Below are 26,441 nucleotides of genomic sequence, written 5' to 3'. Positions count from 1 at the left end.
GCGTGAATATAGGCCGGGGGGCCATTGTATGAGCCAGAATATTATCTTTATTTCTCACGGCGGTGGTCCCTTGCCGTTGTTGGGAGATTCCGGACACGCCGCAATGGTTGGCTACCTACAGAAATTGGCCTCAAGGCTTCCCAAGCCTAAAGCGATATTGGTGATCAGTGCCCATTGGGAAGTGTCGGTGCCTACTGTTACCGCAAGTGCAAATCCGAGTCTTGAGTACGACTATTATGGTTTTGCCGACGAGGCGTATCAGATTGCTTACCCTTGTCCGGGGGCTCCAACCTTGGCAGGTGAGGTTGCGGATGTGTTAACGGCATCAGGTTTTAATACTGGGCAAAATTCAGAACGTGGTCTGGATCACGGAGTGTTTGTGCCGTTAAAAATAATGTACCCGCAGGCTGATATTCCCGTGGTGCAGTTGTCGCTGATGCAGAATCTGAATGCAGCCGAGCATATCGCCACGGGCGAAGCCCTGAGGGGCTTGCGCCAGGAAGGTTTGCTGGTAATAGGTTCAGGGTTCAGTTTTCACAATATGCGTGAGTTCTTCTCAGGCAGTCACTTGTCCTCGCAGAAAAACGCAGCATTTGAAACGTGGCTTGAAGATATTTGTACCAATCCCGACTACGCCGAAAGCGAGCGGTTGGAAAGCTTACGTCAGTGGCAAAGTGCTCCTTATGCGCAATTCTGTCATCCGCGGGCTGAGCATTTAATGCCTCTAATGGTGTGCGCCGGACTGGCCAATCAGCGGGCCAGTGCTTACAGTGGCGTGCCCATTCTGGGTAAGTCGGCGGCTATGATTGAGTGGTAGTGGCTCGTAATTCTGAAGCCTATAAGGGACTGCTAAAAAAATGGGGGTTGCTGCGGCTTATGTCTGATTCTGAACTTGCGAGTAAAGTTAATACCGAGCTTTTATGCCACTGGTAGTACGGCTTGTGCCCTATGGATTAGAATAAACATGGCCAGCAAAACAGAGACTGGAATGCAATTGGTTTTAAGGGTAGTGGTTGCTCTCGCCCTTGTGGCGACGGTGGCCTATGCCTGCTATGTGATCTACTGGCAAAAGCCCGCTGGTCCTGTTTCACCTTTGACTTCTGCGCCAAATAGCCATGAGCCAAAAGCACACAAAGAAATTTCTAAAACGGGATCGGTTACCTCCGAGGCTGCATCCAAATCATCAGCTGCGCGCGTAACAAGCATGGATGAGCTTGTCTCGTTGGCGCGGGAGTATGTAGCGGATAACCCCAATTGGTTGGTGCGGTTTGAGGCTTATCAGCGCAGCCGTGGTGAGTTCAGCGACGCCGACTACGAGTCTTATCGCGATTACGATGAGCCCACATTGGAGGCCATGCTGGAAGGTGGTGATATGCTGGCCGGTCAGGTTTTGGCGCAGCGGGCGGAGAAGCTTGGGCGCGATAAAATTGCCCGGCACTATTGGCATCTTGCGGCGGTTTTGGGCTCGGTTGAAGCGCTGCAAAAGTTGAGTGATTCGCACTTTGTTAATTATCAAAAGGCGCGTCACAGTGACGATAGCACTGCAGCCAGCCGGGCAAAGATGGATTACTTTGTGCTGCTGGACATTCTCGCTCGCCGGGGCGAAGAGTCGCCCGGCAGAGCCGAGTTTTTGGCTCAGCAGGGCATTAGCCTGAGTGCACAAGAGCAAGAGCTGGTTGAGCAACGGGCGCAGAGTTATTATCAACTGCTGTTAAATCAGCGTCAGTCGAGAGGCTTGGGCGAGTTTGCGCCGCCACAGGATTTAATGCCTGAAGAAATTAAGAAGCGGCTGCCGTCGGAGCCTTTTGTGGAAAACGATTTATGAAAATTTGGGTCGATGCCGACGCCTGTCCTGTTGTAATTCGCGATATCATTTTTCGTGCATCTCAGCGCACTAAAGTGCCTGTTACTTTAGTGGCAAATCAATTTATTCGCACACCCCAAGCTCCACAGATTACCTCGCTGCAGGTGTCGGCGGGGTTTGATGTTGCCGACAATGAGATTGTACAGCGCTGCGCGGCGGGCGATCTAGTTATCACCAGCGATATTCCCCTGGCGGCCGAGGTGATAGAAAAGGGAGCCCAGGCGCTTAGCCCTCGCGGCGAACTGTTTACCGCCGCTAATATCAAGCCGCGTTTGAATATGCGCGATTTTCTAGAAACCATGCGCTCTAGCGGTATTCAAACGTCTGGTCCTGCGCCCCTTAGCCAAGCTGATCGACAGCAGTTTGCGAACCATCTCGATCGCTGGTTAAGTAAATTCAGCCGCGCTGAAAGTAAATCCCGGTAAACAAACTTCTTGAGCCTTTTGTGACTTGCTATGCTTAAAACGAATGATGAATAGGAATTACCGTGATGGCTCTAATTGATGCAAAAGATCGCTACGGCTTGTTAAGCCGTTTTTTCCACTGGTCTATGGCGCTGCTCATCTTATGGCAGTTTACCGGCGTGCTGGCGCGAGTATTGGCCGAAGATACGGCCCTGGAAAAGTTTTTTTGGTCAACTCATAAACCCCTGGGGGTGGTTTTACTGGTGTTGGCGCTGCTGCGCCTAGGTTGGGCACTGGTTAACTTAAGCCGTCGCCCTCCAGAGTTAAACCTGGCGGCCACCCTTGGGCATATTGGCTTGTACGCGTTACTGGTCGCTATACCGGCGCTGGGGCTATTGCGTCAGTATGGTTCAGGGCGCAGCTTTGATGCCTTTGGAGTGGCGTTATTTAGTGGCTTTGAGGGGCGTATCGACTGGATGGTCGAGCCGGGTAATTTGCTGCACGGTAATCTCGGCTGGATTTTATTGGCGGCAGTGATCGGGCATGTATTTATGGTGTTCTGGCATCGCCGCGGCAATAAAGAGCAGGATGTACTGCCGCGTATGTGGGGTTAATTCCAGGTAGTGGATACGGTGAGTGGTAGATCGCTCACCGCACTCCGTCCGCCCTTGCTACCTGCTCAGCTTTCCGCCTCGGCATCTTTGCGCTTTTCTACTTGATGCACATCCTCCGTCATGCCAATTTGCCAATAACCACTGGCGTATAACCGCCGTTTATCAATGCCGCTGTCTTTCAGGTAGCGGCGAATTTTTTTAATTGCGCCGGATTCTCCCGCTACCCAGGCCGCCGCATTGCCCCCCAGCCAGGGCTGTTGTTGCACTGTGCTAATCAGTGCGTCAGTGGGTTGCTGTGGGTTTGGATTAATTACCCAGGTAAGTTCAATTCCCGACGGTTTTTGCAGCGGGACTTTATCTTCCTCGCTAATAACCTCCAGTACCGTGTAGCCCTTGGCGTGCTTGGGCAGTTGTTCCAAGTTGGCGGCTATGGCCGGTAGGGCGGACATATCGCCGGCAAATAAAAACCAGTCGGCGCTAGTGTCGATCCACTTGGGTTTACCGGGCCCGGCGAAGCCGACCACATCGCCGGGCTTTGCGGTTGCCGCCCAGCTGGACGCCGGGCCAGCTGGTTGGTGCAGTAGAAAATCAACCACTACTTCTCGCTCCAGGCGATGATAGTGACGCAGCGTATAAGTGCGCACGATGGGGCGGTTTGTAGCATCACCTGCTGCCAGGGCATCAATATTCAGGTGTTGTCCGGGTGGCGGCAGCAACAGTTTAAAGTTGGCACTTTCATGGTGCTCGGGAAAGTCATCCAGCTCGTCTGCCGTAAACACAACTCGGCGCATATGGGGGCTAAGGTTGTAAGCGGTCTTAACACTGAGTATGCGAGGGCCGGGTCTGCTCATATTTGCTCCCTTCGAATTAATAGTAGATAATGTCAACTATATTCTTTATGGTTGATAAAGTCAACAATATGGCAAGAGAGAAAGATAGTTTTAGCGATTTGTTATGGCAGCTGGCGTTCCAGGTGCGCAGTCGCTGTCAGCGGGCGGTGGCCGAGTCCGGGTTTACGCTCTACGGCATGCATGTGAGATTGCTGCATCTAATTGCCGCCGAGCCCCTGTGTCGCGCGCAGACTTTAGTGGCCGCCAGTGGGCGTGACAAGGCGCAGATCGCCCGGTTGTTAAAAGACTTACAGGGGCAGGGGTTGCTTGCGCGAGAGCCCCATCCGGAGGACGGGCGCAGTCAGATGATAACTCTGACGGAGCAGGGGCGGGAGCTGCTGACAAAAGTGCGCGCCGCAGAGCAGGCGGTAGAGTCTGAATTTCTGGCTAAACTCACAGAGCGCGAAACTGAAACCTTTGTTCGTTTGGGGCGCAAAATGCTGGCGCCCTAGGAGCCTGAGTATGAATAACATTGCCTATTTTGAGATTCAAGCCAGCCAGCCCGAAGTGCTAGTGGCGTTTTACCAACAGGTTTTTGATTGGAGCTTCAGCAAGGATGACTCACTGCCAATTCCCTACTGGCGTATAAAAACCGCGGGCATGTACGGCGGTTTGCTGGAGCGCCCTACCGACACGCCGCCCTTAGGTTGTGGGACCAATGCCTTTACCTGCTCCATTGAAGTTGCGGACATAGACGCTACCGCTGAGGTTATTGTCGAGCTGGGTGGGCAGGTTGCGTTGGACAAGTTTGAAGTGCCGGGCGTTTGTTGGCAGGCGTACTACCTGGATCCGGATGGCAACACTTTTGGCTTGTTCCAGCCACAACCTCATGCTTGACCTTTGCTGAGTTAAATATTATATATAATTTCGTGTTTTATATTTAAATTTGCGCATTCTCCTGCGCACCTGCATAACCATAATAACGAGGGGTAAACTATGTTGCGTGTCAGCTGGTTAGTGTTTTTACTGCTGAGTTGCTCTTTCTCTTGGGCTCAGCAAGGTCCTAACTCTAATTTTATTTACTTTACCGAGGGGCAGACGCCCGACCCTTGGCACTGGGTGTTGGCCGACCCCGGCAACTGGTGGATGCCCGTTGAGGATGACGGTGGTCGCAGCGCCAATGGTAAGGTGACCTTAACCTCTGCCAAGGACAAAGACTTTCCCGGCGCGATCAGTCTGAAGTGGAAGAAATCCGACGACTGGGGCAGTGTAACTTTAAGTGGCGGCATGCTGGATATCAGCAAGTTCGAGCAAGCCGCTGAGCTGGTAATTGCAATGCGAGTTAATACCAAGGTGCCCGCAACGGTGAACGTCAAAATGGCCTGCGGTGAAGACTGTGAGGCCGAAGTAAATGTCGCCGACAATCTCAAAAACATGAAGCGTGGTCAGTGGATGGCACTGCCCATCGCACTGGATTGCTTTAGCGCCAATGGTGTCGATTTAAGTAAAGTTAATTGGCCGTTTTCTATCGGTACTGCTGGCAAGCTTGAGCTGGATATCGTAGAAATTAGTTTGGCGCCCATGGCTGAGGGTGAAGAGGGTTGCGTGCCTAATTCATAAATCTTTACGGAGGGTGAACTTGAAACCCGAAAGGCTTTGGTAAACTGTGCCAAAGCCTTTTTCATTTCCATACCACCACTGCGGATAACTTTGCACCAGAAAATAGAGAGCCCTATGAAAACAACATTTGCAAAATTAATCAGCGTGTCGTGCCTAAGCCTTGCGGCCTGCACGGTTGCGGCCAACGAATTAATCGACAGCGAACGGCTGCGTCTTATTGGTCGCTTTCAGCCGCAACAGGATGAAACCATCGCCTTCACCTGGCCGGGGTCGGCAGTGGAGTATCGTTTTTACGGTACCGAAACCTCGCTTAAGTTAAGCGTTCCGGAGGCCATGCGGTTTTGGTTTGAGGTAGACGGTAAAGGACGCGAACTATGGGTTCAGCCCGAGCAGCAAAGCTACACCTTGGCGCAATCGCTGGCAGCGGGCGAGCATAAAGTGCGCTTAACCCGTTTGGCTGAGTCCTTTTCGGGGGTGGCGCAAATGTATGGATTGCCCGACACCGATGGTGAACTGCTCAGTGCACCGGCTGCACCTGAACGCCAGTTGTTAGTGATTGGCGACTCCATTACTGCGGGATATGGTGTAGAAGGTGACAGCAAAGATTGCTCATATTCACAAGACACGAGCACACCACTTAAGGCTTATGCAGGCCTGACCGCTCGCGCGCTAAACGCCGATATTCACACCATTGCCTGGTCTGGCATTGGCGTATGGCGCAGTTACGGTGAAGAGGAGCCAAAGTCGCCTACCATTGCCGAGCGCCGCAAACTGACATTGGCCGATGACTTTGATACGCCATGGAATACGGCTAAATACCGGCCCGATGCGGTGCTGATTAATATCGGCACCAACGATTTCTGGCAGGGCAGTGCGCCCGGTTACCCCCAGGCGATGGCGAAAATGTTAGCCGATGTGCGCAGCGATTACGCCGGTGTCCCGGTGTACTTTATTCTCAGTCCTATGCTGGGCCGCGAGGCTCGGACACTGCAGGCGGACTACTTAAATGAATTGGCAAGTGATAAAGATGTCGCAGTACTTGATTTGGGCCGAATACAACCTGAGGATGGTTATGGTTGCGACTGGCATCCGAACGAAATAACCAACCGGCGAATGGCCGACAAACTGGTAGCGCGTTTGCGCGAGGATTTAGGTTGGTAGCCAACTAACGGAGGTGGGAAAATGCTTGAGGTTACTCTGGACAAAGAGTGGGCGCTGGTGATACTGGAGCCTAAAGGAACACTCACTGAAGCGGACTTTGTGTCTGCGGCAAAAATCATAGACCCGTTTATCGATGAGCGGGGTGGCCTGAATGGGATCGTGATTTATACCGAGCATTTTCCCGGCTGGGACTCTCTATCCGCATTGCTTTCACATTTGAATTTTGTGCAGGATCATCACACTAAAATTAAGCGCGTGGCCTTAGTGACAAAATCTCCCGTGGGAAAAATACTGCAAACTTTGGCGAGTCATTTTGTAGCCGCTGAAATTCAAACCTTCTCCTATCAGAATCTCAGCGGCGCAACACATTGGGTCGCCGGTACATAGTTATTACAGCGATAGCTTACGGAGCTAATAAATGGATAAACAAACAGAAATCGAAGCGGCGGCATTTCGCCGTTTGCTTGAGCATCTCGACGAGCGCAAAGACGTGCAGAACATAGACCTGATGGAGCTTGCCGGTTTTTGCCGCAACTGTTTGGGTAAGTGGTATCAGCAAGCAGCTAATGAGCGCGGGGTCGAGTTAAATAAAGAACAGGCGCGGGAGATTATTTATAAAATGCCCTACGCCGAATGGAAAGAAAAGTACCAGACGCCGCGCGACTGATGTTTCGGTTGACTGCATTTGTTGTGGCTCTGGCGCTTAGCCAGAATGTCAGCGCCGCCGAACCGGTATCGCTGGACGGCTTTAGCGATGCCATTCATCACTGGTATAACCGCACCGACAAGCTCGATGCTCCGCTGCACCCGCAAAGCGATACACGGGCAATTGCCGATAACATCCTGCTATATCAGCGTGAGAACGGCGGCTGGCCTGAAAACACGCACCCGCAACGCATTCTACCCGAGGTGGAGAAAGAAGAAATTCTGGCTGCTAAAAAGCAAGCCGATGCCAGTTTTGATAACCGTAATATTTACCCACAAATCACCTATTTGTCCCACGCCTACCAACGTACCGGAGATGCCAAATATCGGGCTGCGGCATTGGCGGGTTTAGACTTTGTTTTGAGTGCGCAGTACGACAACGGCGGCTGGCCGCATTCGCCGGGTAGGGCTGATCGTGATTACGGCGATTACATCACCTTCGCCGATGAAGTCATGCCGGGAGTGCTGGGATTTTTGCGGCAAGTGCAAACTGGCAACTTTCCCTTTGATTTTATCCCGGCGGCTAAACGTGACGCGGCCGCTCGCGCACTTGCGAAAGGTGACGAGTTAATTGTGCAGTTGCAAATAAAGATAGACGGTGTAGCCACGATTTGGGCCGGCCAGTACCACGAGAAAACCTTGGCGCCCGTGGCAGCGCGCAGCTACGAGCTGCCTGCGCTGCAAACCTGGGAAAGTGTCGCGGTGGTGGAGTACTTAATGTCGATTCCCGAGCCCTCCTCCGAGATTGTCAGTGCCGTCGATAGCGCTGTAGCCTGGTTTGATGACAATAAAATTCCCGGCGTGCGAGTCGAGGAGTTTGCCATCGAGCCGGTACGCTTTGAATACCACACCGCCCGCATTGACAGACGCCTAGTTGAAGATACATCGGCCCCAGGTTTATGGGCCAGATTTTACGATTTAAAAGCCAGCGAGCCGTTTTTTACCAACCGCGATGGCTCGCGGGTGAATTCCCTCGCTGAGGTTGCGTTAGAAAGGCGCAGCGGGTACCACTGGTACGGCACCTGGCCTTTGACGCTCCTCACCACGGATTATCCCCGTTGGTTAGCCAATAGAACCACTACCGAGCCTTAACAAATATTGAATAAACTCAGGGTACCCTCGTTTTAAAGTCTGGCAGACTATTACCGATAACAAAGAATAACGACAATTCGGAGTGCCCATGTTTGTGTTGCGTCAGTTCTCTATTGCTCAGCGTCTCGGCGCTGTAGCCGTTCTGGTTTTATGCGTTGTCCTCGGTGTTATCGGCTTGTTCTCTGTGGGCTACCACGAAAGCCTGCTGCAGGATCGGCGTATCAAAACCCAGCATTTGGTGCAGGCAGGGCTGGGGGTGATGGAGCACTACCAGAGGCTTGAGCAAAGTGGCGAGCTGACCCGCGAGCAGGCACAAGAGCGTGCTATTGCTGCTATTGATGGACTGCGTTATGGCGATAATGATTACTTTTGGATTCAAAATCGCCGGGTAGAAATGATAAATCATCCCTTCAGCGCCAAGCTTAACGGCACCAGCATTGCCGATATCGCCGACCCCAACGGCGTGCGCTTGTTCAGTGAAATGGAAAAGCAAGTGGCACAGGCAGGAGAGGGCTTTGTGCATTACGCCTGGCCTAAGCCGGGTTTTGATAAGCCGGTGGAAAAGGTGTCGTTTGTCAAAGCGTTTGCGCCCTGGGGCTGGGTGCTGGGCTCTGGCATTTACATCGATGATGTCGAAAACGCCTTTTGGCAAACCATGACGTTTACGCTCACGCTTGCACTGATGGGTGTGGTGTTGCTGACGGTGTTTATTTTTCTCATTGCCCGCAGCATTACCCGGCCCATGCAGGGCGCTGTGGCGGCGCTTGAAGATATCGCCAGTGGAGACGGTGATTTGACTCATCGCTTAAGCAGCGAGGGACGCGATGAGCTGGCAAGCCTTTGCTGTGCGTTTAATCGCTTTAGCGACAAGCTCGCCAATGTGATTACTGATGTGCGCAAACTGGTGGAGCAAAACCGCGACGTTGTTGCTACGGTGAAGGGCACCATGAGTCAGGCTAATGGGGTTTACCAGCAACAGAAAACCGAGCTGGATACCGTAGCCACGGCGATTGAGCAAATGAGCGTTACCTCGCAGGAAGTGGCGCAGCGTATTGGCGATGCCGCCACTGCAGCACAAAGCTCCAGCCACCAGTCTGCCGAGGGGCATAAAACCGCAGAACACACCCGCGAGTCCATGGATGCCCTGGCGACGGATATTGCACAAACCCAGGCGGCGATTGGCAAATTGGATGAGCAATCGGGCCGTATTCGCACCGTACTGGATGTGATTCGTGGCGTGGCCGAGCAAACCAACCTGCTGGCGTTAAACGCGGCCATTGAGGCGGCGCGTGCCGGTGAGCAGGGCCGGGGCTTTGCAGTGGTTGCCGATGAGGTTCGCACCCTTGCCAGTCGGGCGCAGGACTCCGCCGACGAAATTCAATCCATGATCGACGCACTGCTTAGCAGTACCGCAGCCGCTGTGCAGGCCATGCAATCGAGCCATGAGCGCTCCGAAGCATTGGGTGAGCGGGTGCATTCGGTCGCACAAGTGCTGCAAGAGATCAACAACGCCGCTGCCACCATTACCGATATGACGCACCATGTGGCCTCGGCCGCAGAAGAGCAATCGCAAACATCCCATTCGGTGGCGCAGAGTTTGTCACAGCTGAATCGCTACGGCGATGAAGTGCTCAGCAGCCTTGAGCGCACCGACGTGAACACTCGTATTCTCGCCGATACCAGCGCCGAGCTGGAAGCGGTTATGCAGCAGTTTAAAATCGAGCGGTGATGGATGGCGGGAAGGATTAACGATTTACGGGGAACGTAAAATCTTTGTATCCCGTATCCCGCCCATAAAAAAGGGGAGCACAGCTCCCCAAAATTAGACAAGTTTGTTGCGTAACATCATGCAACTCCAGGGCTTGTCTGTCCCCGGAGAACGCTCGCTACTCGATAGATTCCACCAAAACACTCTGGTAGCTATCGAGCCCGGCTGGGTCCACTTCGGGCCAGCCGTTTTGCCATCGGATAGGCAAAATCTTTAATTTCTGCAGGCCGTTATCGGCCGCTTCATAGGCGTGAAAGACCAGGTAGTCTTTGCCTTCAAAGGTGTAGGCACTGTTGTGTCCCAGGCCAGGCCAATCCTCGTTACCTTTTAAGATTACCGTGGCGCCGCCCTGGGCCAGGTCACGACCGTCTTTATCCAGGTAGGGCCCGGTGACTGACTCGCTGCGGCCTACGGCCAAATGATAGGTGCTTTCCGCGCCGCGGCAGCATTTACCTAAAGAGATAAACTGGTAGTAGTACTCACCGTGCTGAAAAATAAAGGGTGCTTCCAGTTCGGTGGGGCCGGCCTCGTGGGCGGGCACATCGGCGGGGCGAGTGCCGGCGGCAATGCTGTGCCACTGTTGGGGCTCGGCCGGAGCCGACCAATCCTCGTTGAGTTTGAACATCTTATGCCCGCTCCAGAAAGAGCCAAACGCCATCCAGCCGGTGCCGTCTTCATCTTCGATAACGGCGGGGTCAATGGCGTTCCAGTTGTCGCGGTTAGGGACGGATTGCACCACTATGCCCTGATCTTGCCAGCCGTAATCGGGCGAGTTGGGGTCTAGGGTTTCGGTGATGGTTAAACCGATGGCCGACGTATTTTTACCAAAAGCGGAAACCGAATAGTACAAATGGTATTTGCCGTCTTTTTCCACTACGTCCGGCGCCCAAAGGTGGCCCCCAAACTCGGCCGCTACGTCTTTGGCCCACGTGGGCTCGGTGGCAAAGGCGCGTCCCTGGCGCTCCCAGTGCACCCGGTCTTTGGAGCGGTAAATGGTGATACCTGGGCCCGTACTAAATAAATAGTAGTAGCCGTCTTCCTCTGCCATTACCGGGTCGTGAATGCTTACTTGCTGGCCCAGTCGGTCAAACTCGGGCTTGGCATTGGTGCAGCTGGCGGTCAGCAGGGCGCTAAAAATCAGGCCGGTGGTCAGTTTAAATTTGCTCATCAGTCACTCTTATGTTCTATCGTTGTTTACGCTTCTTAGCAGTGTGTGGCTCTGCCTGTGGGTAAATTGAACCTCAGCGCGCTTGTACCAATTATTGTATTATAATAATATTCAATTGCAAGCGGGTTAAAACCCGCCACCCAATAATAGTTGCTAACAAGGGATCTCTATGGCTTTGCATTCGCCACTGAAAATATTGCTGTCTGTTTTATTGCTGCTGGGGGCCGCCTTTGCTGGCGCTGAGCCCACCTATAATAATCCTATCGTCGAGCAGCGCGCCGACCCCTGGATTCATCGCCACAGCGATGGCTACTACTATTTTATCGGTACTGTGCCCGAATTTAATCGTTTGGTGTTGCGCCGCGCTAAAACCATTAATGAGTTATCTCAGGCCAATGAAAAAACCATTTGGCAGCCTACTGAGCAAAGCAGCATCGGGATTAATATCTGGGCGCCAGAGCTTCATTATATTGATGGCCAGTGGGTTATTTATTTTGCCGGTGCACCGGTGGAAGAGCCCTGGAGGATTCGCATGCACGCGCTAACCACCAGCGATGCCAATCCGTTACAGGCTGAGTGGAGCAAGCCCATTCCGATGCACACTCCCTGGGATGACTTTTCACTGGATGCCACCAGCTTTGCGCACAATGGCAAGCGCTACTTAATTTGGGCGCAGAAAGATCGTGAGAAAAAATACAACTCGGCGCTGTATATGGCTGAGTTGGAAACGCCGGTAAAAATTAAAGAGCCCGTCATTATGCTTACTGAGCCCACTCTGGACTGGGAAGTAGTTGGTTATAAAGTTAATGAGGGGGCGGCGGTAATTAAGAAAAACGGTCGTATTTTCGTTACTTATTCTGCCAGCGCCACGGATCACAATTACGCTATGGGGCTGTTGTGGGCCGATGCGGATGCCGATTTAATGGACCCTGAGGCGTGGAATAAAATGCCCGAGCCGGTGTTCTATACCAATGAAGCGCTCAAGCGTTATGGCCCCGGCCACAATGGCTTTACCGTTGCTGAAGATGGTAAGACGGATGTCTTGATTTACCACGCCCGAGATTACAAAGAACTAAAAGGCACGCCCTTAACAGATCCAAACCGCGATGCCCGTGCTCGTGCTATCGAGTGGGACGAGCAGGGGTTTCCGGTTTTTGGCCAATCCAATAACGACTAACGTAAAAAGGAAGAGACACTATGTTTGATATCAGTGTAGATGATTTTGGCGCCCTCCCCGACGGCCGTGAAGCCCAGCTTTACACCCTGACCAACGAGCAGGGCATGAGCGTAAAAATTACCAACTACGGCGGTATTATCACCGAGCTGTGGGCGCCGGATAAAAACGGCACTGCTGCCGATGTGGTATTGGGCTTTGATAAGCTCGAAGATTATTTAGACGGCTCACCTTACTTTGGCGCCCTGATTGGTCGGGTTGGCAATCGCATTGACGGCGGCAAATTTACTCTGGATGGTAAGATTTATCAGCTGGCAAAAAATGAAAATGACACCAGCCATCTTCATGGCGGTAATGTGGGTTTTGATAAGGTTCTCTGGGACGCCGAAACTCAGGTCACCGAAGACGGTGCCGAGCTGCATTTAGAATACGTAAGCGCCGACGGTGAAGAGGGCTACCCAGGTGAGTTGACGGTTAACGTAACCTACCGCTTAACCGCCGACAACGAGCTGCACACCGACTACAAAGCGACTACTACCAAAGCGACCCCGGTTAACTTGACTCAGCACAGCTACTTTAACCTGGCGGGCAAGGGCAGTGTGGAAGATCACAAAATGATGATCAACGCCGATCATTACACCCCGGTCAACGATGTACTGATTCCCACCGGTGAACTGGCGGAAGTGGCGGGCACGCCGTTTGATTTTCGCGAGCCCAAAGCCATCGGTGCTGAGGTTAACGCCGATCATCCGCAATTGAAAATTGCCGGTGGCTACGATCACAACTATGTGTTGAATAAAACCAAAGAGGGCGAGCTGTCGCTGGCCGCTGAAGTGGTTGATCCCCAGTCCGGTCGCGTGTTGCAAGTGCATACCACCGAGCCCGGTATTCAGTTTTACTCGGGTAACTTCCTCGATGGCACCTTAACCGGAAAGGGCGGCGAGGTTTACGAAAAGCATGCGGGTTTCTGCCTGGAGCCACAGCATTTTCCCGACGCACCCAACCAAAGCAATTTCAAAAGCATTATCTTGCAGCCGGGTCAGGTTTACTCATCCACTATGAGCTTTAGCTTTTCGGTGCAGAAATAACACAGGGGCCTAGGCCCCTTATCCACAGCCAATAATAACAAGGAGAGCCCATGAAACTTCGTTATCTTGCTGTACTGGCTTTAAGCGGTTGCGGCGCTGAGCAGGAGCATAGGTTAACCAGCCCTGACGGCGATTTGGTATTAACCCTGTCAGAGGGCGAGCGCGGACGTATTGAGTACTCACTCAGCCACAATAATCGCGCCGTGCTTGAGCCTTCTCCCTTGGGGTTGGTGTTAAACGATGCCCGGTTTGATACCAACTTGACTCTGGTCGATGCTGGCGAGGTCAGCGAAGTGACCGATCGCTATACCATGGCCCATGGTAAGCAGCGCGAGATAAGCTACAGTGCTAATGAACAGGTTTTTAGCGTTAAGAACGCCGAGGGCGATTCTCTTAAAGTGGCTTTTCGCTTGTCCGACGACGGTTTGGCGTTCCAGTACCGAATTCCCAACGAGACTGGTAAAAGTCGCAGCCTTAACCGCGAGTTGACTGGTTTTGATTTTTCCTCCAACAGCAAAGCATGGTTGCAGCCAGTGGCGGTGGCGCAGACTGGTTTTGCCAATACCAATCCTTCTTACGAAGAACATTACCAAATGAATATCCCGGTGGGCACTGATAGCCCCACCGAGGCGGGCTGGGTGTTCCCGTCGCTATTTTATACCGGCAACGACTGGGTGTTGATTACCGAGGCGGGGATGGACGGACGCTTTAACGCCTCGCGCTTGGCGCAACAATCTCCTGAAGGGGAGTACCGCATTGGCAAGCCGATGGAGGCCGAGGTGGTCACCAATGGCGCTTTGATGGCGAACGCCGATAGCGCGTTTGCTTCACCCTGGCGTATTGTCACCGTGGGCGATTTGGCTACCGTTACGGAGTCTACTTTGGGTACCGATTTGGCCGCCCCCGCCGTTGCCGAAATGGATTGGGTCACGCCCGGTTTGTCTGCCTGGAGTTGGGCGCTATTAAAAGACGAGTCGGTCAACGTCAAAACCACTCGCGAGTTTATCGATTACGCCGCGCAAATGAATTGGCCGTATGTGCTGATTGACGTGAACTGGGATCAGAACTTCGGCTGGGAAAAACTTGCCGAGTTGGTTAACTACGCCAACCCGAAGAATGTGGGTTTGTTAGTGTGGTACAACTCTTCCGGCGAATGGAACGAAACCGAGTACACACCCAAAAGCAAGCTGTTCGATCGTGAATCTCGCCTGCAACAATTTGCCCGTTTGCAAGAGATTGGTATTAAGGGCGTAAAAATCGATTTTTTCCCGGGCGACGGACAGTCGGTTATGCAGTACTACCACGACTTGGTTAGTGACGCTGCCGATCATAACTTGATGGTCAATTACCACGGTTCCTCTTTGCCACGCGGTTTGCATCGCACCTATCCCAATATGATGACCATGGAGTCGGTCAATGGGTTCGAGATGATCACTTTTACCCAGCAAACGGCAGATAAAGCTCCAAGCCATATGGCCATGCTGCCCTTTACCCGCAATGTATTCGACCCCATGGATTTTACTCCAACTACCTTCGATGAAATTCCCAATATCGAAAGACGCACCAGCAATGGCTTTGAGTTGGCGCTGCCGGTGTTGTTTACCAGTGGTATTCAGCATATCGCGGAAACGCCACAGGGCATGGCGAAGGTGCCGGAATACATTCGCGAATACCTGCGCGATATTCCCACCCTTTGGGATGAAACACGCCTGTTAACAGGTATGCCCGGCGAACACGCTGTTATCGCCCGACGTCGCGGCAGTGATTGGTTTATTGCCGGTATTAACGGCACCGATAGCGAAAAAAGTCTGAACCTTGATTTGTCGTTTATCGATAAAGCCAGTGGCCAGTTAATTACCGACGGCGACACAGATCGCTCTTTCCGTCAAAGCGAGATCGTGAACCAAGATGATTTCGCAATTACGCTGCGCCCGCGCGGTGGGTTTGTCATTAATTTTTAAATATTAATATCAACAAAGAGGTAGCTATGAAAAATTGGAAAAAACTTACCGGCGTGTGCGCCCTGGCAGCGGCTGTGGCCGCTTGCGCGCAAACCGATAAAGTGAGCACCAGTGAGGCTGAGCAGACTCTGCCCGAGGGTTACTTTACCAACCCGCTGTTTGCCAATGGTGCCGATCCCTGGTTGGAATATTGGGACGGCAACTACTACCTCACTACCACTACCTGGACCTCGCAGTTGGTGATGCGCAAATCGCCCACCTTGGCCGGTTTGTCTGAAGCGGCGCCGATCAATGTATGGTCCGATACCGACCCGGCGCGCAGCTGGAACTTTTGGGCGTTTGAATTTCACCGTTTAAATGGCCCCAACGGCTGGCGCTGGTATTTGATGTACACTTCGGGCGTCGAAGGTACTCTGGATTACCAGCATCTGTCAGTCCTGGAAAGCGCCGGTGACGACCCCATGGGCCCTTACGAGTACAAAGGCCACTTTATGCCCGATGAGTGGAACATCGACGGTACCTACTTAGAACACGATGGCAAACTTTACCTGTTGTACTCTCAGTGGCAGGGCGATGAACAGCTCAACCTGATCACCGAAATGGAAAACCCCTGGACCCTGAAAGAGGGATCACCCAAAGTTGTGATTACGCGCCCCACATTGGAGTGGGAAATCAGCGGGCGCAAGGTGACCGAGGGTGCAGAGATCCTGAAACACAAAGATCGCACCTTCCTGATTTACTCGGCGAGCTACTGCGATACCCCCGATTACAAACTGGGCATGAAAGAGTTGATTGGCGACGATCCGCTTAACCCCGATCACTGGAAACAGTATGACGAGCCTGTGTTCCAGCGCGGTAACGGCGTATTCGGCCCCGGTCACAACGGCTTCTTTGTCTCACCCGATGGTACCCAGGACTGGATTGTTTACCACGGTAACTCCAAAGAAGAGTATGGCTGTGGTTCGACCCGTTCGGTGCGCGCACAGGAGTTTACCTGGACCGAAGAAGGGCTGCCCGATTTCGGCGTTCCCATCCCAGAAGGTGAGCCTGTAAAAATGCCTTCGGGTGAAAATGGCCCCATTAAAGTATCGGTACAGGGTGTACAGCAGCAGTTGGTCAATCGCGACGGCCAGTGTCTGACCACCAGCGGTGGCAAAACCTCATTGGCCGCTTGCACGGGCGCCAATGCCAACTGGGTGTTGGACTCAACGGCCGATGGCGCCTACCGTCTGGCGCACGTAGAAACCGGTACTTTTATCGATCAGAACCAAGAGTCGACCGCCTGGGTGAACACCGATACCCAGCGCTGGAGTGTAACCACTGATGAAAATGGCTGGTTGAGCATCACCAACCGCGAAAGCGGTGCGACTCTGGGTGGCGATAACAGCCAATGGCGCTTGGCGCCCCAGGGCGATGTGGCCGTAATGAGTGTACAGAGTGGTAAAGCCCTGGCTGTGGATGGCGACAACGCCGTGCAGGATGCCTGGACCGGTGTTGACGCCCAACAGTGGCAATTCAGTCACACCGAAGAGGGTTTTTATCAGCTGCACCCGGCGAAAAATGCCGAGCAGTGTCTGACCCTTGAGGGCAACCCCATTGTACCCGGCGCCAATGCCGCACTGGGTAGCTGCGACGAGGTGTGGGCTGAGTGGGTGGTCGAGCCACTGGGCGACGGTTCGGTACAGCTGCGCAACCGCCATAGCAGCCTGGCGCTAAATGTCGACAGTTGCGGGCTGGCCAATGGCGCTAACCTGGCCCAGGCTCCCTGGTCGGACACCGATTGTCAGAAATTCCAGCTAAGGGAACCTCATTAAGTAATGTAAACAGCCCGCTCTTGTAGCGGGCTTTTTTGTACTATATAACGATAAATGAAACTTTAACGTATAAAAATAAGGAGCCCACCATGAAAATAAGAAACCTCATTGCCGCCAGTGTTCTTTTGGCGAGTCAGCCCTTGTTGGCGAAAGATCACAAAGTGGAGATCGAATTCGACGCCGAACAATCCGGCCCATTAATCCATAAAGACATCTATGGTCAGTTTGCCGAGCATTTAGGCCGCGGCATCTATGAAGGTGTTTGGGTGGGCGAAGATTCCGATATTCCCAATACCCGAGGCTTTCGCAACGATGTACTAAACGCGTTGCGCGACATTAAAGTGCCTTTGGTGCGCTGGCCCGGCGGCTGCTTTGCCGATGAATATCACTGGCGTGAGGGCATAGGCCCGCGCGATGAACGCCCGGTAAAAGTAAACACCCACTGGGGCGGAGTGGAAGAACCCAACACTTTTGGTACCCACGAGTTTTTTGAGTTCGTCGAACTGTTAGGCGCCGACGCTTACGTTAACGGCAACCTGGGCAGTGGCAGCGTGCAGGAAATGGCCGAGTGGATGGAGTATATGACCGGCGATAAGGGCTCCACCCTTGCCGAAGAGCGCCGTAAGAACGGCCGCGAAGAACCCTTTGATATTGCCTATTTTGGTATTGGCAACGAGGCCTGGGGTTGTGGCGGCAATATGCGCCCCGAGTACTACTCGGATTTATACCGTCAATACGCGACTTTCTTAAAAGCCCCCAGCGGCAAAATGCCCAAGCTGGTGGCCAGTGGTGGTCACAGTGAAGACACCAGCTGGACCGATGTGCTGAGCAAAAACATCGAACAGAAAATTGATGGTATTAGCTATCACTACTACACCCTGCCCAATAGCGATTGGGATAACAAAGGTCGCGCCATTCAGTTCAGTGAAGACGAGTGGTTTAACACTATGGCGCGTACCTACAAAATCGATGATTACATCAGTGCCAACTTAGCCAAGCTGGAAGAGAACGACCCAGACGGAGATATTAAATTCTACGTGGACGAGTGGGGCACCTGGTACGATCCCGAGCCAGAACGCGACCCGGGCTTTTTGTACCAGCAGAACACCCTGCGTGATGCGGTGGTTGCGGCGGTGAATTTTAATATTTTCCACGACCACGCCGAGCGAGTCACCATGACCAATATCGCGCAAATGGTGAATGTGCTGCAGGCCATGATTCTGACCGATAAAGAAAAAATGGTGCTAACGCCCACGTACCACACCTACGGCATGTATAAGGTGTTCCAAAACGCCACGTCTATTCCGTTTGAAATTGACTCGCCCAAGTACAAGAAGGGTGATAAGAGCGTACCGGCCGTAACCGCCTCAGTTGCGCGTGGCGAAGACGGAAAGCTCTACTTAGCGCTGGTCAATATGGACCCGAAAAACGGCGCTGACATCAAGTTGGATATTGACGGTGTTAAGGCCAAGCGGGCGGTGGGGCACATGCTGACCGCCGATGCGATGGATGCGCGCAACACTTTCGACAATCCCGAGGCCTTAGAGCCAGTAGCATTTGAAAGTGACCTGGATGAGCTGGAGATTCCGGCAAAATCTGTGGTGGTGGTTGAGCTGAAGTAAGGCGCAGTATCAACCACACAGAAAAAGCCCGGGGCTGAGCCCCGGGCTTTTTTATAAAGGGCGCCTCTATTAATCTAGAATCGCCTCTGGTCTTCAGGGCTTTCCGAGATCAAGGCGGCTTTGCGATGTCGGGCTGGTTGCCCGCCGAGTGAAGCCAACACAGAGACCGGAAAGCCCTGAAGCCCCCAAAGGGCGCGGCCAAAACGCCCTTCCGCTGTGTTGCTCTTCTTGCTAAGGGCTACGGCCATTAGCAGCGAAGAGCGCCGTGCGGAGCGAGCGTTTTGGACTCGCGCAGAGACGACTCTGGATTAATAGAGGTGCCCTAAATATAAAAAAGGGCCGCAAAAGCGGCCCTATCAGGTTAGAGGCTCCGGCCTATCAAGATCTATCGGTTAAATAGAGCGATTTAAGACGGGCGAGGTCCTCTGGGGAGACATCCAGTTCCTTCTGGATATAGGCCATGGTTGATCCGTATTCGGTATCCAGTTCATCGAACATGGCTTCGATAAACATGGGCTTGGAGCCCATAAACACATTGCGAATTTCTTCAGGCATTTGCGCAAAGCCTGCGTGCGGCGCGTCTTGATCCTGCGCCTTTTTCAGATCCGCTGGCTCGTGCTTGGCGACTTTTTCTGTGAGGGTGTAGTCCTCGATGATTGTGTCGCGGGGCACGCCTAAGGCCGTCAGGATTAACGCCGCGGCCATGCCGGTGCGATCTTTACCGGCCGAGCAGTTAAAGGCTAAAGGGGCGTTGCCCGCGGTCAGTTCGGCAAACATCTCTTTGTACTGTTGTTTGAATGACTTCGGTCCTTGGCGATAGAAGTAGGCGAACATTTGCTCGGCGTCTTCCTTGCTGCGAATAGACGATAACTGGAGCGCACCTTCGCCGGACATCAGTTCACGCATTGAATAGTCACGGGTTTGGTAGTCCGCATTGGGGGCGAAGGCGTTCCACTGTGTGGGTTCGCTAGCCAGCTCTTCGCGGGAGCGGAAGTCGCAAATGACTTTAATGCCCAAATCGCTTAAGTAGTCGTAATCCTGATCGGTCAGGCCCACCATGGTGCCACTGCGATAGAGTTTGCCCCATTTAACGTATTGGCCGTCCTCGGTCTGATAGCCGCCCAGATCGCGGAAGTTGTGCCCGCCCTGCAGGGCCAGCAAGCGCTCGGCAACCCAGCGACCTTCGCCATTGTTCGGCGCCACATAGTAGTAATGACGGGTGTCATAATCGTCGTTAATACGATAGCTGTTGCCGCTGATGTCGTCGGCAATTTTTACCATGTCTTGCGTGTCGGGGCTGGTGGCCTGATAAATGTCGACGGGCATCGACGCGCCCTCAAAACCCCAGAACAGCAGTTGCGAGTCGGGGACAAATACACTGTCTTCGTTTACCAGCGACAGCGAATTTAGAGTACCGCCCGCGACGGTTTGCGTGTCTTGATGGCTGCAGGCACTGAGCAGGCTGGCCGCTAAGCCGGCGGCCAGCAGAGTTTTCTGGGTAGTCTTTTGCATCATTATTCCCTCGTAGGTCTCTACAGTTTGTTAGAAGCTTGCGCGCACACCGAACAGGTAGCGTTTGCCGAAGCCTTCAATTTCAACGGGGCGGCTTTCGTTACCCTGGTAGCGAATGCCGGTTTCGTCGGTTAAGTTGTTGATGTCGGCGTACAAACCAATCGCTTCGGTAATTTGGTAGCGAATGGACAGATCCAGGCGTTCGGTGTCTTGCCAGTAGTAGTCGCCGTCGGCATCGGGTGAGATATCGTCCAGCCAGGCGTCGCGCCACTGCCAGTTCAAACGCACGGACCAACCGAAGTTTTCGTAGTAAAGCGAAGAGTTAATCACCTGGTCAGAGGTGCCGGGGAAGGCGGTGGTACGACCGTCGGGGGTGGTGAATTCACCGTCTAAAAAGGCGACGTTAGCCTGCATACCAAAGCCGTCAAAAGGCTCCGGCAGAAATGACCACTGCTGTTGATAGGCAAGCTCTACCCCAGCCAGTTTGCCGTCGTCACCGTTCAACGTAGTTTGGTATTCGTAGTCAGAGCGATCCATACCGTCACTGTTGTAGCGGTCGTCGCCGACGATAGTAACCGAGTCAAACAGAACGTTATCCACATCGCGGTAGAAGGCACCGATAGAGGCTACGGCGGCGTCGGCAAAATACCATTCCAGCGAGGTGTCGACACCCTTGGCAAACTCGTTTTCCACCTCTGGGTTACCGCCCGAAACCGTGGCACCGGCGTCGCTGAGGCTGGCTCCGGCGCGCATCTGGTTAAACGTGGGGCGACTGCTACCGGTAACCAGAGCCAGGCGATATTTTAAATCGTCGGTGACTTCAAAGTTCCAGTGAATGCTGGGGTACACCTGCAGCTCGTCGCTGTCTAGCGTAATGGGTGTTGTGCTGGTGCCGTCGTTTAGAAAACCTTCACTGGTTAAGTCGGTTTGTTCGATGCGGGCGCCCACTAAAATTTGGTGTCTGTCCCAGGTCCAGGTGTTCATCAGGTAGGCGCTGGCGACTTTTTCGTTTACCTGATAGCTGGAGTCGGGGCTGATAAATTCATCCGGGTTAACCAATCCCGCATCGGTCAGCGCCGCGAGCGCAGAGTCCAACTCATTGCGCAAGCCGGCATTATCAACGTAAGTAATATCAACACCGCGATCAAAATCTGTGTCCCAGCTTTCATCGGTCACATACTGGTTGGGGTTCCAGTCAAAGCCGATCGCCTGTGCCATAGGACCCACGGCGACAAACGCCGAGCTGCTACCAGGGGATGTCGCCTCGCGATCATCGTACTGCACGCCAAACTTTAATTCAGAGTCCGCCGCGCCCATAGTCCAGGCACGGGTAAAATCCAGCTTGGCGGTGTAGGCGTCGGTTTCCGAATTAATTAAATAGTTAACCAGGCCATCAAAGCCAAAGCCGGTTTGGTTTAGGCTGCTGCTTGCCTCGCCCATCACCGGCATGCCTTGCTCATTAAATTCGGTGCTATACAACTGCACTTGCGGGAAACCGCGATCTGTGTGGTCGTAAGTCAGTGAGGCAAATTCCAGCGGATCGGTTTGGTTGCGCAGGATAATAGGCAGCTCGACATTGGACTCTGTCTGGGTATAGTTTAAGCGCCAATTAATTTCCCACTCGCCGGCAAAGTGATCGCCGCCTAAGGTGTTGGTGAACGTGGAGTTTTCATAGTTGCCGTCTTGCAGCCAGCCTTCCACGGGTACACCGATCAACTCGCCCGCGTCAGGTCCGCGACTGCCGGCAATGGCGTCTTCCAATGACAGTACATACATATTGCGCTGTTCGTGATCGAGAAACTCGGTGTACAGGGACGACAACACAAAATGGTGCGCCTCGTTGGGGGCGTACTCAAATTTAGCCATCGCCGAGTTGGTTTCGCGCTCCAGTTTATAAGAGCGAAAATCGAAAAACGTCGGTGCGTCGTTTTCGTCGTAACCAATTTCGTTGTTGTCGGTCACTTGCTCCATTGAGAAAGTCGACAGAGCCACCACGGCGCCAAAGGTATCGCCGCCCCAAGCCAGACGACCGGCATAGCGTTCTTGGTCGCCATCGCCCAGCTCCATGGGGCCGTAGCCCAAATCCAAATCGACACTAAAACCGTCGCTTTCCAACGGCGAGTAGGTGTGAATATCTACCCGGCCGGCCAGCGCTTCAGATGACATGGAAGGCGTGAGAGTTTTGCTGACCTCTACCGAGTCCATTACCGCTGCGGGTACCGAGTCAAAGCGAAACACGCGCTCTTCGGCGCCGATCACATTGATGCCGTCAAAAGAAACGGTGGTCCAGCGCGCGGGGGCGCCGCGTACCTGAATGTAGCGGGGCTGACCCTGGTCCCGCTGTACGGCAACGGCCGGTAGGCGCGCCAGTGCTGCGGCGGCAGTATGGTCGGGAAAGCGGCCGATATCATCGGCAGCAATGGCGCTTACCACGTTTACCGCATCGCGTTGTAAGGCGATGGATTGCGCCTGGGAGTCGGCAATGGGACTTGCCGAAACCAGAACTTCTTCCATCACCGGCGCCACGATTTTCTGTGGCTGTTGTTCGTCCCCCTCGGCGGCAATGGTGCCGCTGCACACCGCTGCGCACAGGGCGGCCAGGGTGCACTTTTTGAATAATGGTTGAGTTGCGAGCATTACACGTCCTCAAAGTTTGGTTTTTTGACGGCGCATACGCTAAGGGACGAATGTGACAGGTGTGTTACTACGCTGTAGTAGGTGTGCTATGTTGTAAATAAATTGCTATTTTGTATTTTTGGTGTGACTTTGTCATAAAACTGTTATTTAAGCGGCTTAACATCGCGCGCAGCCGTGTTGGAGGACTTGTGAGAAAAAAGGCGTTGCCAGAATTATCAAAAACGGAATTTACGGTTTTAAATGTGTTGTGGAAAAAGAGCCCGCTGTCGGTGCGTGAAATTCACGACCGCCTAAACAACGGCTGGGCTTATACCACCACTAAAACCACTTTGGATCGCATGGCGGGTAAAGGCATTTTAACGCGCGAGTCGGCGCACGGTGTTTTTATCTATACGCCATTGGTGGGGCGTGCCGCGGGATTAGTGCAGTGGGTAAAGTTTATCGCCGACAATGTGTTTGATCTAGAGCCCACCGAAGTGGTGAATTTATTCGCCAAACGCAAAACCTATTCCGACGAAGAAATCAAAGAGCTGCGCGATTTGCTGTCGCGCGATGATGATCGCCACTGACTTTCTGAGACCGAACAGTGACAGAACCGTCTAGTTTTGTTTTTTACAGCTCCAGCCTTGTGTTGTTGGATTGGGCGCAGCGATTTTTGCTGCTGTCCATAGTGGGGTTTGCGGTAGTTTACACCTTGGTTAAGTGGCTTAAGCCATACAACGCCGGGCCGGTGTGGGCGGTTTTTTTGGGTTGGCTGTTTCTTACCTCTTCACCTCTGGTACCGGGTGTGCCTCAAAGCTGGATGGCGTGGACCGGGTTATCCGCATTTATTTTGGACGACCCCTGCGTGATGCTGCCAGTCGATCGCGTTGATTCGCTGATTACTCAGAGTCTTCCCTTTGTTACTAATACAGAACTGCTGGTGATTCTCTGGGGTTTAATAAGTTCGGCATTGCTGCTGCGGATCATTTATAAAAGGATGAGTTTTGTTGGCATCATTAACAAGGCAAATCCAGTCGTTGATCCCTATTGGCTAAACACTGTAGAAACTCTGCGCTCAGACTATGGGATTTCTCGTCGAGTTTATTTGTGCCACTCGCACTCTTACGCCGCGCCTTTCACCGTGGGTTATCTGCGCCCCGCGATTTTCTTGCCATCGTCCATAGTCACGGATTTAGATCGCGAAACGGTTAAAGTGATTATCGCTCATGAAATGGCGCACATTGCGCGCGGCGATGACTTCAGCGTAACCGTGCAGCATGTATTTAACGCGCTGTTCTTTTTTAATCCGGTGGTACGCATTGCGCAGCGCAACCTGAACGATGCTCGCGAGCTCGATTGTGATTGTCTGGCGGTGGCTCGCGGTAAAATATCACCGCGCGATTATGGCTTGGCGATGGTGCGTGTACTGGAGTATTTCAAAGGCAGTTTAACTCCCAATGTCCCTGTGGCGGGTTTTCTCAGTAAAGATATTAAGTGTCGTATTCACGGCTTAATGGACTCAAGGGCGCAGCAGCGAGGCTGGTTGCTTACCGCAGTGCTGTCGGTTGCAGGGTTGTTAATGGTCAGCTCGGTATTGGCGGCCAGTAAACCCGCGCCCCAAATTTTGCCCCCGCAACATGCCAAGGCGTTATTAACGCAATTAGACCCGGTGCATCCTATGCCGGGCGCGCAGGTGACGGGGCATTTGCATCTGGGCTCCCCGCTTGGCTGCTTGATCCCGGAGCGCGATCACTATCATACGGGCATGGATTTAACACCACAGACGCCGGGTGCTCCCGTTTATGCGATTGCCCCTGGAGTGGTAAGCAAAGTGCTGGTACCAGCCGGAGAATACGGCAAGTTGGTCAAAATAGAACACAAGCACTCAATTCACGCGACTTATGTTCGCCTGGATAACGTCGAGGTCAAGGTCGGCCAGCCTGTTGGTCGCGGCCAAAAAATTGGTGACTCGGGAGCAACGCCAGTAACTGGTCACGTGCATTTTGAACTCACCCTGGGCCAGGATATTATTAACCCAGAGCTAATTCTCGCCCATTAACGCTGCTCTTCTAAGGCCAGTCCGCTGACTGTTTGCGATACCTCTTGTGCTCCCTGATGAATCTGTTCGATTACTCTAGCGACCTGCTGGTTTAGCTCGCTGCCGTTTTGTACCGACTGCGATACCGATTCGATCTGTGCGGTAATCGCCTGAGTGAGCTGTTGATTGTGTTTAACCACTTGTTCAATCTCGGTGGTTGATTGCGAGGTGCGCGCTGCCAGTTGGCGTACCTCGTCCGCCACCACCGCAAACCCGCGCCCCAGATCGCCCGCTCGCGCCGCTTCAATCGCAGCGTTAAGGGCCAGTAAATTGGTTTGCTCGGCGATGGCGCTGATGGTCGAAACAATTGCCTTAATCTGCCCCGACTGCTCATTGAGCTGGCTGATTAATGTCACAGTGTCTTCTACTTGCCGATCGATGGCGGTGGAGTTCTCAAGTGCGGTATCGAGAATGTGTGAGCCTTCCACTGAAGTGTTTAAGGTGCTTGTGGCACTCGCCTTCGCCACCCGCGCGGCATCGGCAATGGTCTCGTTGTGTTGTACTTGGGCGGTAATATCCGAGGCAAACTTGACCACTTTGTACACGCGCCCACTGGTGTCAAATACCGGGTTATAGGTTGCCTCTAGCCAGAGCACCTGGCCCCCTGCGGTGCGTCGTTCAAAGCGGCCGCTTTTAAAGGCGCCCGCCGCCAGTTCACGCCAAAAATCAGGGTGGCTGTGGTAAAACTCGGCGGTGCAAAGCATTTCGTGATGCCTACCGCTTATCTCTTCCAGGCGATAGCCCACGGCGTTTAAAAAGTTGCTGTTGGCATGTAGTATCTCGCCCTCGGGGGTGAACTCGATCACCGCCATGGAGCGGTTCAAGGCGTCGACCACACCGTTTTGTTGCGCGCTTTGCAGGTGCTGTTCGGTGACGTCAGTGGCAAGTTGTATCACTTTGATTACCTCGCCCTGGTCGCTTACCGGAATAAACGTCGAGTCCAGCCACAGCTGGCTTGTACCGCGGCCGTAGTCGGCCTTTAATTGCTGACTCTTTCCTTGCGCTACGGCCTGCCACAGCAAGCGGTTGTCTGGCCCAGCGGGGGCGTCAGTGTGGCACAGCTGTTGGTGCTTACGGCCGATTAGCTGCTCTGGCGTTTGCCCCAGTTTCTGAGCAAAGACCTCGCTGATGCTAAGCAGCCTGGCGTGCACATCGTATTCGGCATAGAGCGTATGCTGCTGCAGGCTTTGCAGCAGTGCCTGATCCAGACGCGAACTCTGCTGCAGACTGTTTAGCTGGTTCTTTAAGGCACGATTAAACATAGGGCATCTCTTCTTCCAGGCTATCTCTGGGGCTCGGGTTATAAGGCTAGGCTGACAACTTGAAT

At 53.2% G+C, this 26,441-nt stretch carries 23 protein-coding genes and 1 pseudogene; 19 read left to right on the top strand and 5 right to left on the bottom strand.

Annotated elements, in window-relative coordinates; all coding sequences use genetic code 11:
• Positions 1-28: 28 nt before the first annotated feature.
• The 4 genes from NHM04_RS07190 (at position 29) to NHM04_RS07175 (ending at position 2,882) form a co-directional block, all read left to right on the top strand.
• On the top strand, positions 29-817 hold the full coding sequence (locus NHM04_RS07190) for a class III extradiol ring-cleavage dioxygenase (protein ID WP_254266309.1): 789 nt from the start codon (positions 29-31) through the stop codon (positions 815-817).
• Positions 818-1,204: 387 nt separating this feature from the next.
• Positions 1,205-1,825, top strand: coding sequence for a hypothetical protein (locus NHM04_RS07185; RefSeq protein WP_254266308.1), 621 nt, complete (start codon positions 1,205-1,207; stop codon positions 1,823-1,825).
• On the top strand, positions 1,822-2,289 hold the full coding sequence (locus NHM04_RS07180) for a YaiI/YqxD family protein (protein WP_254266307.1): 468 nt from the start codon (positions 1,822-1,824) through the stop codon (positions 2,287-2,289). Before NHM04_RS07185 ends, NHM04_RS07180 begins: the two co-directional genes overlap by 4 nt.
• A 65-nt stretch (positions 2,290-2,354) precedes the next feature.
• Entirely contained in the window at positions 2,355-2,882 is a 528-nt protein-coding gene (locus NHM04_RS07175; RefSeq protein WP_254266306.1) for a cytochrome b, read from the top strand.
• A 65-nt stretch (positions 2,883-2,947) separates the two neighbouring features.
• On the opposite strand, the gene NHM04_RS07170 is transcribed toward NHM04_RS07175, so the two are convergent.
• Positions 2,948-3,733: a siderophore-interacting protein gene (locus NHM04_RS07170; RefSeq protein ID WP_254266305.1), complete on the bottom strand. Its 786-nt coding sequence runs from the start codon at positions 3,731-3,733 to the stop codon at positions 2,948-2,950.
• Positions 3,734-3,801: 68 nt separating this feature from the next.
• Between NHM04_RS07170 and NHM04_RS07165 the strand changes: the two genes are divergently transcribed.
• The 8 genes from NHM04_RS07165 (at position 3,802) to NHM04_RS07130 (ending at position 10,019) form a co-directional block, all read left to right on the top strand.
• Complete coding sequence (locus NHM04_RS07165; protein ID WP_254266304.1) at positions 3,802-4,224, top strand: MarR family winged helix-turn-helix transcriptional regulator; 423 nt, start codon at positions 3,802-3,804, stop codon at positions 4,222-4,224.
• Positions 4,225-4,234: 10 nt separating this feature from the next.
• A complete protein-coding gene (locus NHM04_RS07160; RefSeq protein ID WP_254266303.1) occupies positions 4,235-4,609 on the top strand; it encodes a VOC family protein in 375 nt (124 codons plus the stop codon).
• Positions 4,610-4,708: 99 nt separating this feature from the next.
• On the top strand, positions 4,709-5,332 hold the full coding sequence (locus NHM04_RS07155; RefSeq protein ID WP_254266302.1) for a putative glycoside hydrolase: 624 nt from the start codon (positions 4,709-4,711) through the stop codon (positions 5,330-5,332).
• Between the two features lie 114 nt (positions 5,333-5,446).
• Positions 5,447-6,493, top strand: a complete 1,047-nt coding sequence (locus NHM04_RS07150; RefSeq protein ID WP_254266301.1) for an SGNH/GDSL hydrolase family protein — start codon at positions 5,447-5,449, stop codon at positions 6,491-6,493.
• Between the two features lie 21 nt (positions 6,494-6,514).
• On the top strand, positions 6,515-6,880 hold the full coding sequence (locus tag NHM04_RS07145) for an STAS/SEC14 domain-containing protein (RefSeq protein ID WP_254266300.1): 366 nt from the start codon (positions 6,515-6,517) through the stop codon (positions 6,878-6,880).
• A gap of 31 nt (positions 6,881-6,911) precedes the next feature.
• A complete protein-coding gene (locus NHM04_RS07140; protein ID WP_254266299.1) occupies positions 6,912-7,160 on the top strand; it encodes a DUF1244 domain-containing protein in 249 nt (82 codons plus the stop codon).
• Positions 7,160-8,290, top strand: a complete 1,131-nt coding sequence (pelA, locus tag NHM04_RS07135; RefSeq protein ID WP_254266298.1) for a pectate lyase — start codon at positions 7,160-7,162, stop codon at positions 8,288-8,290. The genes NHM04_RS07140 and pelA overlap by 1 nt, the downstream gene beginning before the upstream one ends.
• An 88-nt stretch (positions 8,291-8,378) precedes the next feature.
• Positions 8,379-10,019 (top strand): methyl-accepting chemotaxis protein, encoded by a 1,641-nt coding sequence (locus NHM04_RS07130; RefSeq protein ID WP_254266297.1) that lies wholly within the window; start codon positions 8,379-8,381, stop codon positions 10,017-10,019.
• A 157-nt stretch (positions 10,020-10,176) separates the two neighbouring features.
• On the opposite strand, the gene NHM04_RS07125 is transcribed toward NHM04_RS07130, so the two are convergent.
• Positions 10,177-11,226 (bottom strand): arabinan endo-1,5-alpha-L-arabinosidase, encoded by a 1,050-nt coding sequence (locus NHM04_RS07125; protein WP_254266296.1) that lies wholly within the window; start codon positions 11,224-11,226, stop codon positions 10,177-10,179.
• A gap of 169 nt (positions 11,227-11,395) precedes the next feature.
• On the opposite strand from NHM04_RS07125, the gene NHM04_RS07120 reads away from it, so the two are divergent.
• From NHM04_RS07120 to NHM04_RS07100, 5 genes are all read left to right on the top strand, one after another.
• Positions 11,396-12,403 (top strand): family 43 glycosylhydrolase, encoded by a 1,008-nt coding sequence (locus NHM04_RS07120; RefSeq protein WP_254266295.1) that lies wholly within the window; start codon positions 11,396-11,398, stop codon positions 12,401-12,403.
• A gap of 20 nt (positions 12,404-12,423) precedes the next feature.
• Complete coding sequence (locus NHM04_RS07115) at positions 12,424-13,488, top strand: aldose epimerase family protein (RefSeq protein ID WP_254266294.1); 1,065 nt, start codon at positions 12,424-12,426, stop codon at positions 13,486-13,488.
• Between the two features lie 50 nt (positions 13,489-13,538).
• Positions 13,539-15,449, top strand: a complete 1,911-nt coding sequence (locus NHM04_RS07110; protein ID WP_254266293.1) for a glycoside hydrolase family 97 protein — start codon at positions 13,539-13,541, stop codon at positions 15,447-15,449.
• A gap of 26 nt (positions 15,450-15,475) precedes the next feature.
• Positions 15,476-17,263: a family 43 glycosylhydrolase gene (locus NHM04_RS07105; protein ID WP_254266292.1), complete on the top strand. Its 1,788-nt coding sequence runs from the start codon at positions 15,476-15,478 to the stop codon at positions 17,261-17,263.
• A gap of 89 nt (positions 17,264-17,352) precedes the next feature.
• Positions 17,353-18,885: an alpha-N-arabinofuranosidase gene (locus NHM04_RS07100; RefSeq protein WP_254266291.1), complete on the top strand. Its 1,533-nt coding sequence runs from the start codon at positions 17,353-17,355 to the stop codon at positions 18,883-18,885.
• A 378-nt stretch (positions 18,886-19,263) separates the two neighbouring features.
• Here the strand turns inward: NHM04_RS07100 and NHM04_RS07095 are convergent, their stop codons facing one another.
• Both NHM04_RS07095 and NHM04_RS07090 read right to left on the bottom strand, forming a co-directional pair.
• Positions 19,264-20,400 carry a tyrosine-protein phosphatase gene (locus NHM04_RS07095; protein ID WP_254266290.1) on the bottom strand — a complete coding sequence of 379 codons (1,137 nt, stop codon included), beginning with the start codon at positions 20,398-20,400 and terminating at the stop codon, positions 19,264-19,266.
• Positions 20,401-20,427: 27 nt separating this feature from the next.
• Positions 20,428-23,034, bottom strand: coding sequence for a TonB-dependent receptor (locus NHM04_RS07090; RefSeq protein WP_254266289.1), 2,607 nt, complete (start codon positions 23,032-23,034; stop codon positions 20,428-20,430).
• Between the two features lie 188 nt (positions 23,035-23,222).
• Here NHM04_RS07090 and NHM04_RS07085 point away from each other — a divergent pair, with 188 nt between their 5' ends.
• Positions 23,223-23,603, top strand: a complete 381-nt coding sequence (locus tag NHM04_RS07085) for a BlaI/MecI/CopY family transcriptional regulator (RefSeq protein WP_256527337.1) — start codon at positions 23,223-23,225, stop codon at positions 23,601-23,603.
• Between the two features lie 17 nt (positions 23,604-23,620).
• Positions 23,621-25,075 (top strand): M23/M56 family metallopeptidase, encoded by a 1,455-nt coding sequence (locus tag NHM04_RS07080; protein ID WP_254266287.1) that lies wholly within the window; start codon positions 23,621-23,623, stop codon positions 25,073-25,075.
• Positions 25,076-25,149: 74 nt separating this feature from the next.
• On the opposite strand, the pseudogene NHM04_RS17360 reads toward NHM04_RS07080, so the two are convergent.
• Positions 25,150-26,265: pseudogene (locus tag NHM04_RS17360) on the bottom strand (methyl-accepting chemotaxis protein); the annotation flags it as partial.
• Positions 26,266-26,441 lie beyond the last annotated feature (176 nt).

Source organism: Gilvimarinus sp. DA14, from assembly GCF_024204685.1.
Lineage (GTDB): Bacteria > Pseudomonadota > Gammaproteobacteria > Pseudomonadales > Cellvibrionaceae > Gilvimarinus.
Note: the sequence above shows the minus strand (reverse complement) of the source record. Positions and strands in the feature narration are given on the sequence as shown.

Excerpts from the sequence above, each read along its gene's own strand:
- NHM04_RS07100 (WP_254266291.1), top strand. The coding sequence starts at position 17,353 with ATGAAAATAAGAAACCTCATTGCCGCCAGTGTTCTTTTGGCGAGTCAG.
- NHM04_RS07170 (WP_254266305.1), bottom strand. The coding sequence starts at position 3,733 with ATGAGCAGACCCGGCCCTCGCATACTCAGTGTTAAGACCGCTTACAAC.
- NHM04_RS07185 (WP_254266308.1), top strand. The coding sequence starts at position 1,205 with ATGGATGAGCTTGTCTCGTTGGCGCGGGAGTATGTAGCGGATAACCCC.
- NHM04_RS07145 (WP_254266300.1), top strand. The coding sequence starts at position 6,515 with ATGCTTGAGGTTACTCTGGACAAAGAGTGGGCGCTGGTGATACTGGAG.
- NHM04_RS07115 (WP_254266294.1), top strand. The coding sequence starts at position 12,424 with ATGTTTGATATCAGTGTAGATGATTTTGGCGCCCTCCCCGACGGCCGT.
- NHM04_RS07150 (WP_254266301.1), top strand. The coding sequence starts at position 5,447 with ATGAAAACAACATTTGCAAAATTAATCAGCGTGTCGTGCCTAAGCCTT.
- NHM04_RS07160 (WP_254266303.1), top strand. The coding sequence starts at position 4,235 with ATGAATAACATTGCCTATTTTGAGATTCAAGCCAGCCAGCCCGAAGTG.
- NHM04_RS07155 (WP_254266302.1), top strand. The coding sequence starts at position 4,709 with ATGTTGCGTGTCAGCTGGTTAGTGTTTTTACTGCTGAGTTGCTCTTTC.
- NHM04_RS07130 (WP_254266297.1), top strand. The coding sequence starts at position 8,379 with ATGTTTGTGTTGCGTCAGTTCTCTATTGCTCAGCGTCTCGGCGCTGTA.
- NHM04_RS07190 (WP_254266309.1), top strand. The coding sequence starts at position 29 with ATGAGCCAGAATATTATCTTTATTTCTCACGGCGGTGGTCCCTTGCCG.
- NHM04_RS07090 (WP_254266289.1), bottom strand. The coding sequence starts at position 23,034 with ATGCTCGCAACTCAACCATTATTCAAAAAGTGCACCCTGGCCGCCCTG.
- NHM04_RS07165 (WP_254266304.1), top strand. The coding sequence starts at position 3,802 with ATGGCAAGAGAGAAAGATAGTTTTAGCGATTTGTTATGGCAGCTGGCG.
- NHM04_RS07105 (WP_254266292.1), top strand. The coding sequence starts at position 15,476 with ATGAAAAATTGGAAAAAACTTACCGGCGTGTGCGCCCTGGCAGCGGCT.
- NHM04_RS07180 (WP_254266307.1), top strand. The coding sequence starts at position 1,822 with ATGAAAATTTGGGTCGATGCCGACGCCTGTCCTGTTGTAATTCGCGAT.
- NHM04_RS07095 (WP_254266290.1), bottom strand. The coding sequence starts at position 20,400 with ATGATGCAAAAGACTACCCAGAAAACTCTGCTGGCCGCCGGCTTAGCG.
- pelA (WP_254266298.1), top strand. The coding sequence starts at position 7,160 with ATGTTTCGGTTGACTGCATTTGTTGTGGCTCTGGCGCTTAGCCAGAAT.
- NHM04_RS07125 (WP_254266296.1), bottom strand. The coding sequence starts at position 11,226 with ATGAGCAAATTTAAACTGACCACCGGCCTGATTTTTAGCGCCCTGCTG.
- NHM04_RS07175 (WP_254266306.1), top strand. The coding sequence starts at position 2,355 with ATGGCTCTAATTGATGCAAAAGATCGCTACGGCTTGTTAAGCCGTTTT.
- NHM04_RS07120 (WP_254266295.1), top strand. The coding sequence starts at position 11,396 with ATGGCTTTGCATTCGCCACTGAAAATATTGCTGTCTGTTTTATTGCTG.
- NHM04_RS07110 (WP_254266293.1), top strand. The coding sequence starts at position 13,539 with ATGAAACTTCGTTATCTTGCTGTACTGGCTTTAAGCGGTTGCGGCGCT.
- NHM04_RS07140 (WP_254266299.1), top strand. The coding sequence starts at position 6,912 with ATGGATAAACAAACAGAAATCGAAGCGGCGGCATTTCGCCGTTTGCTT.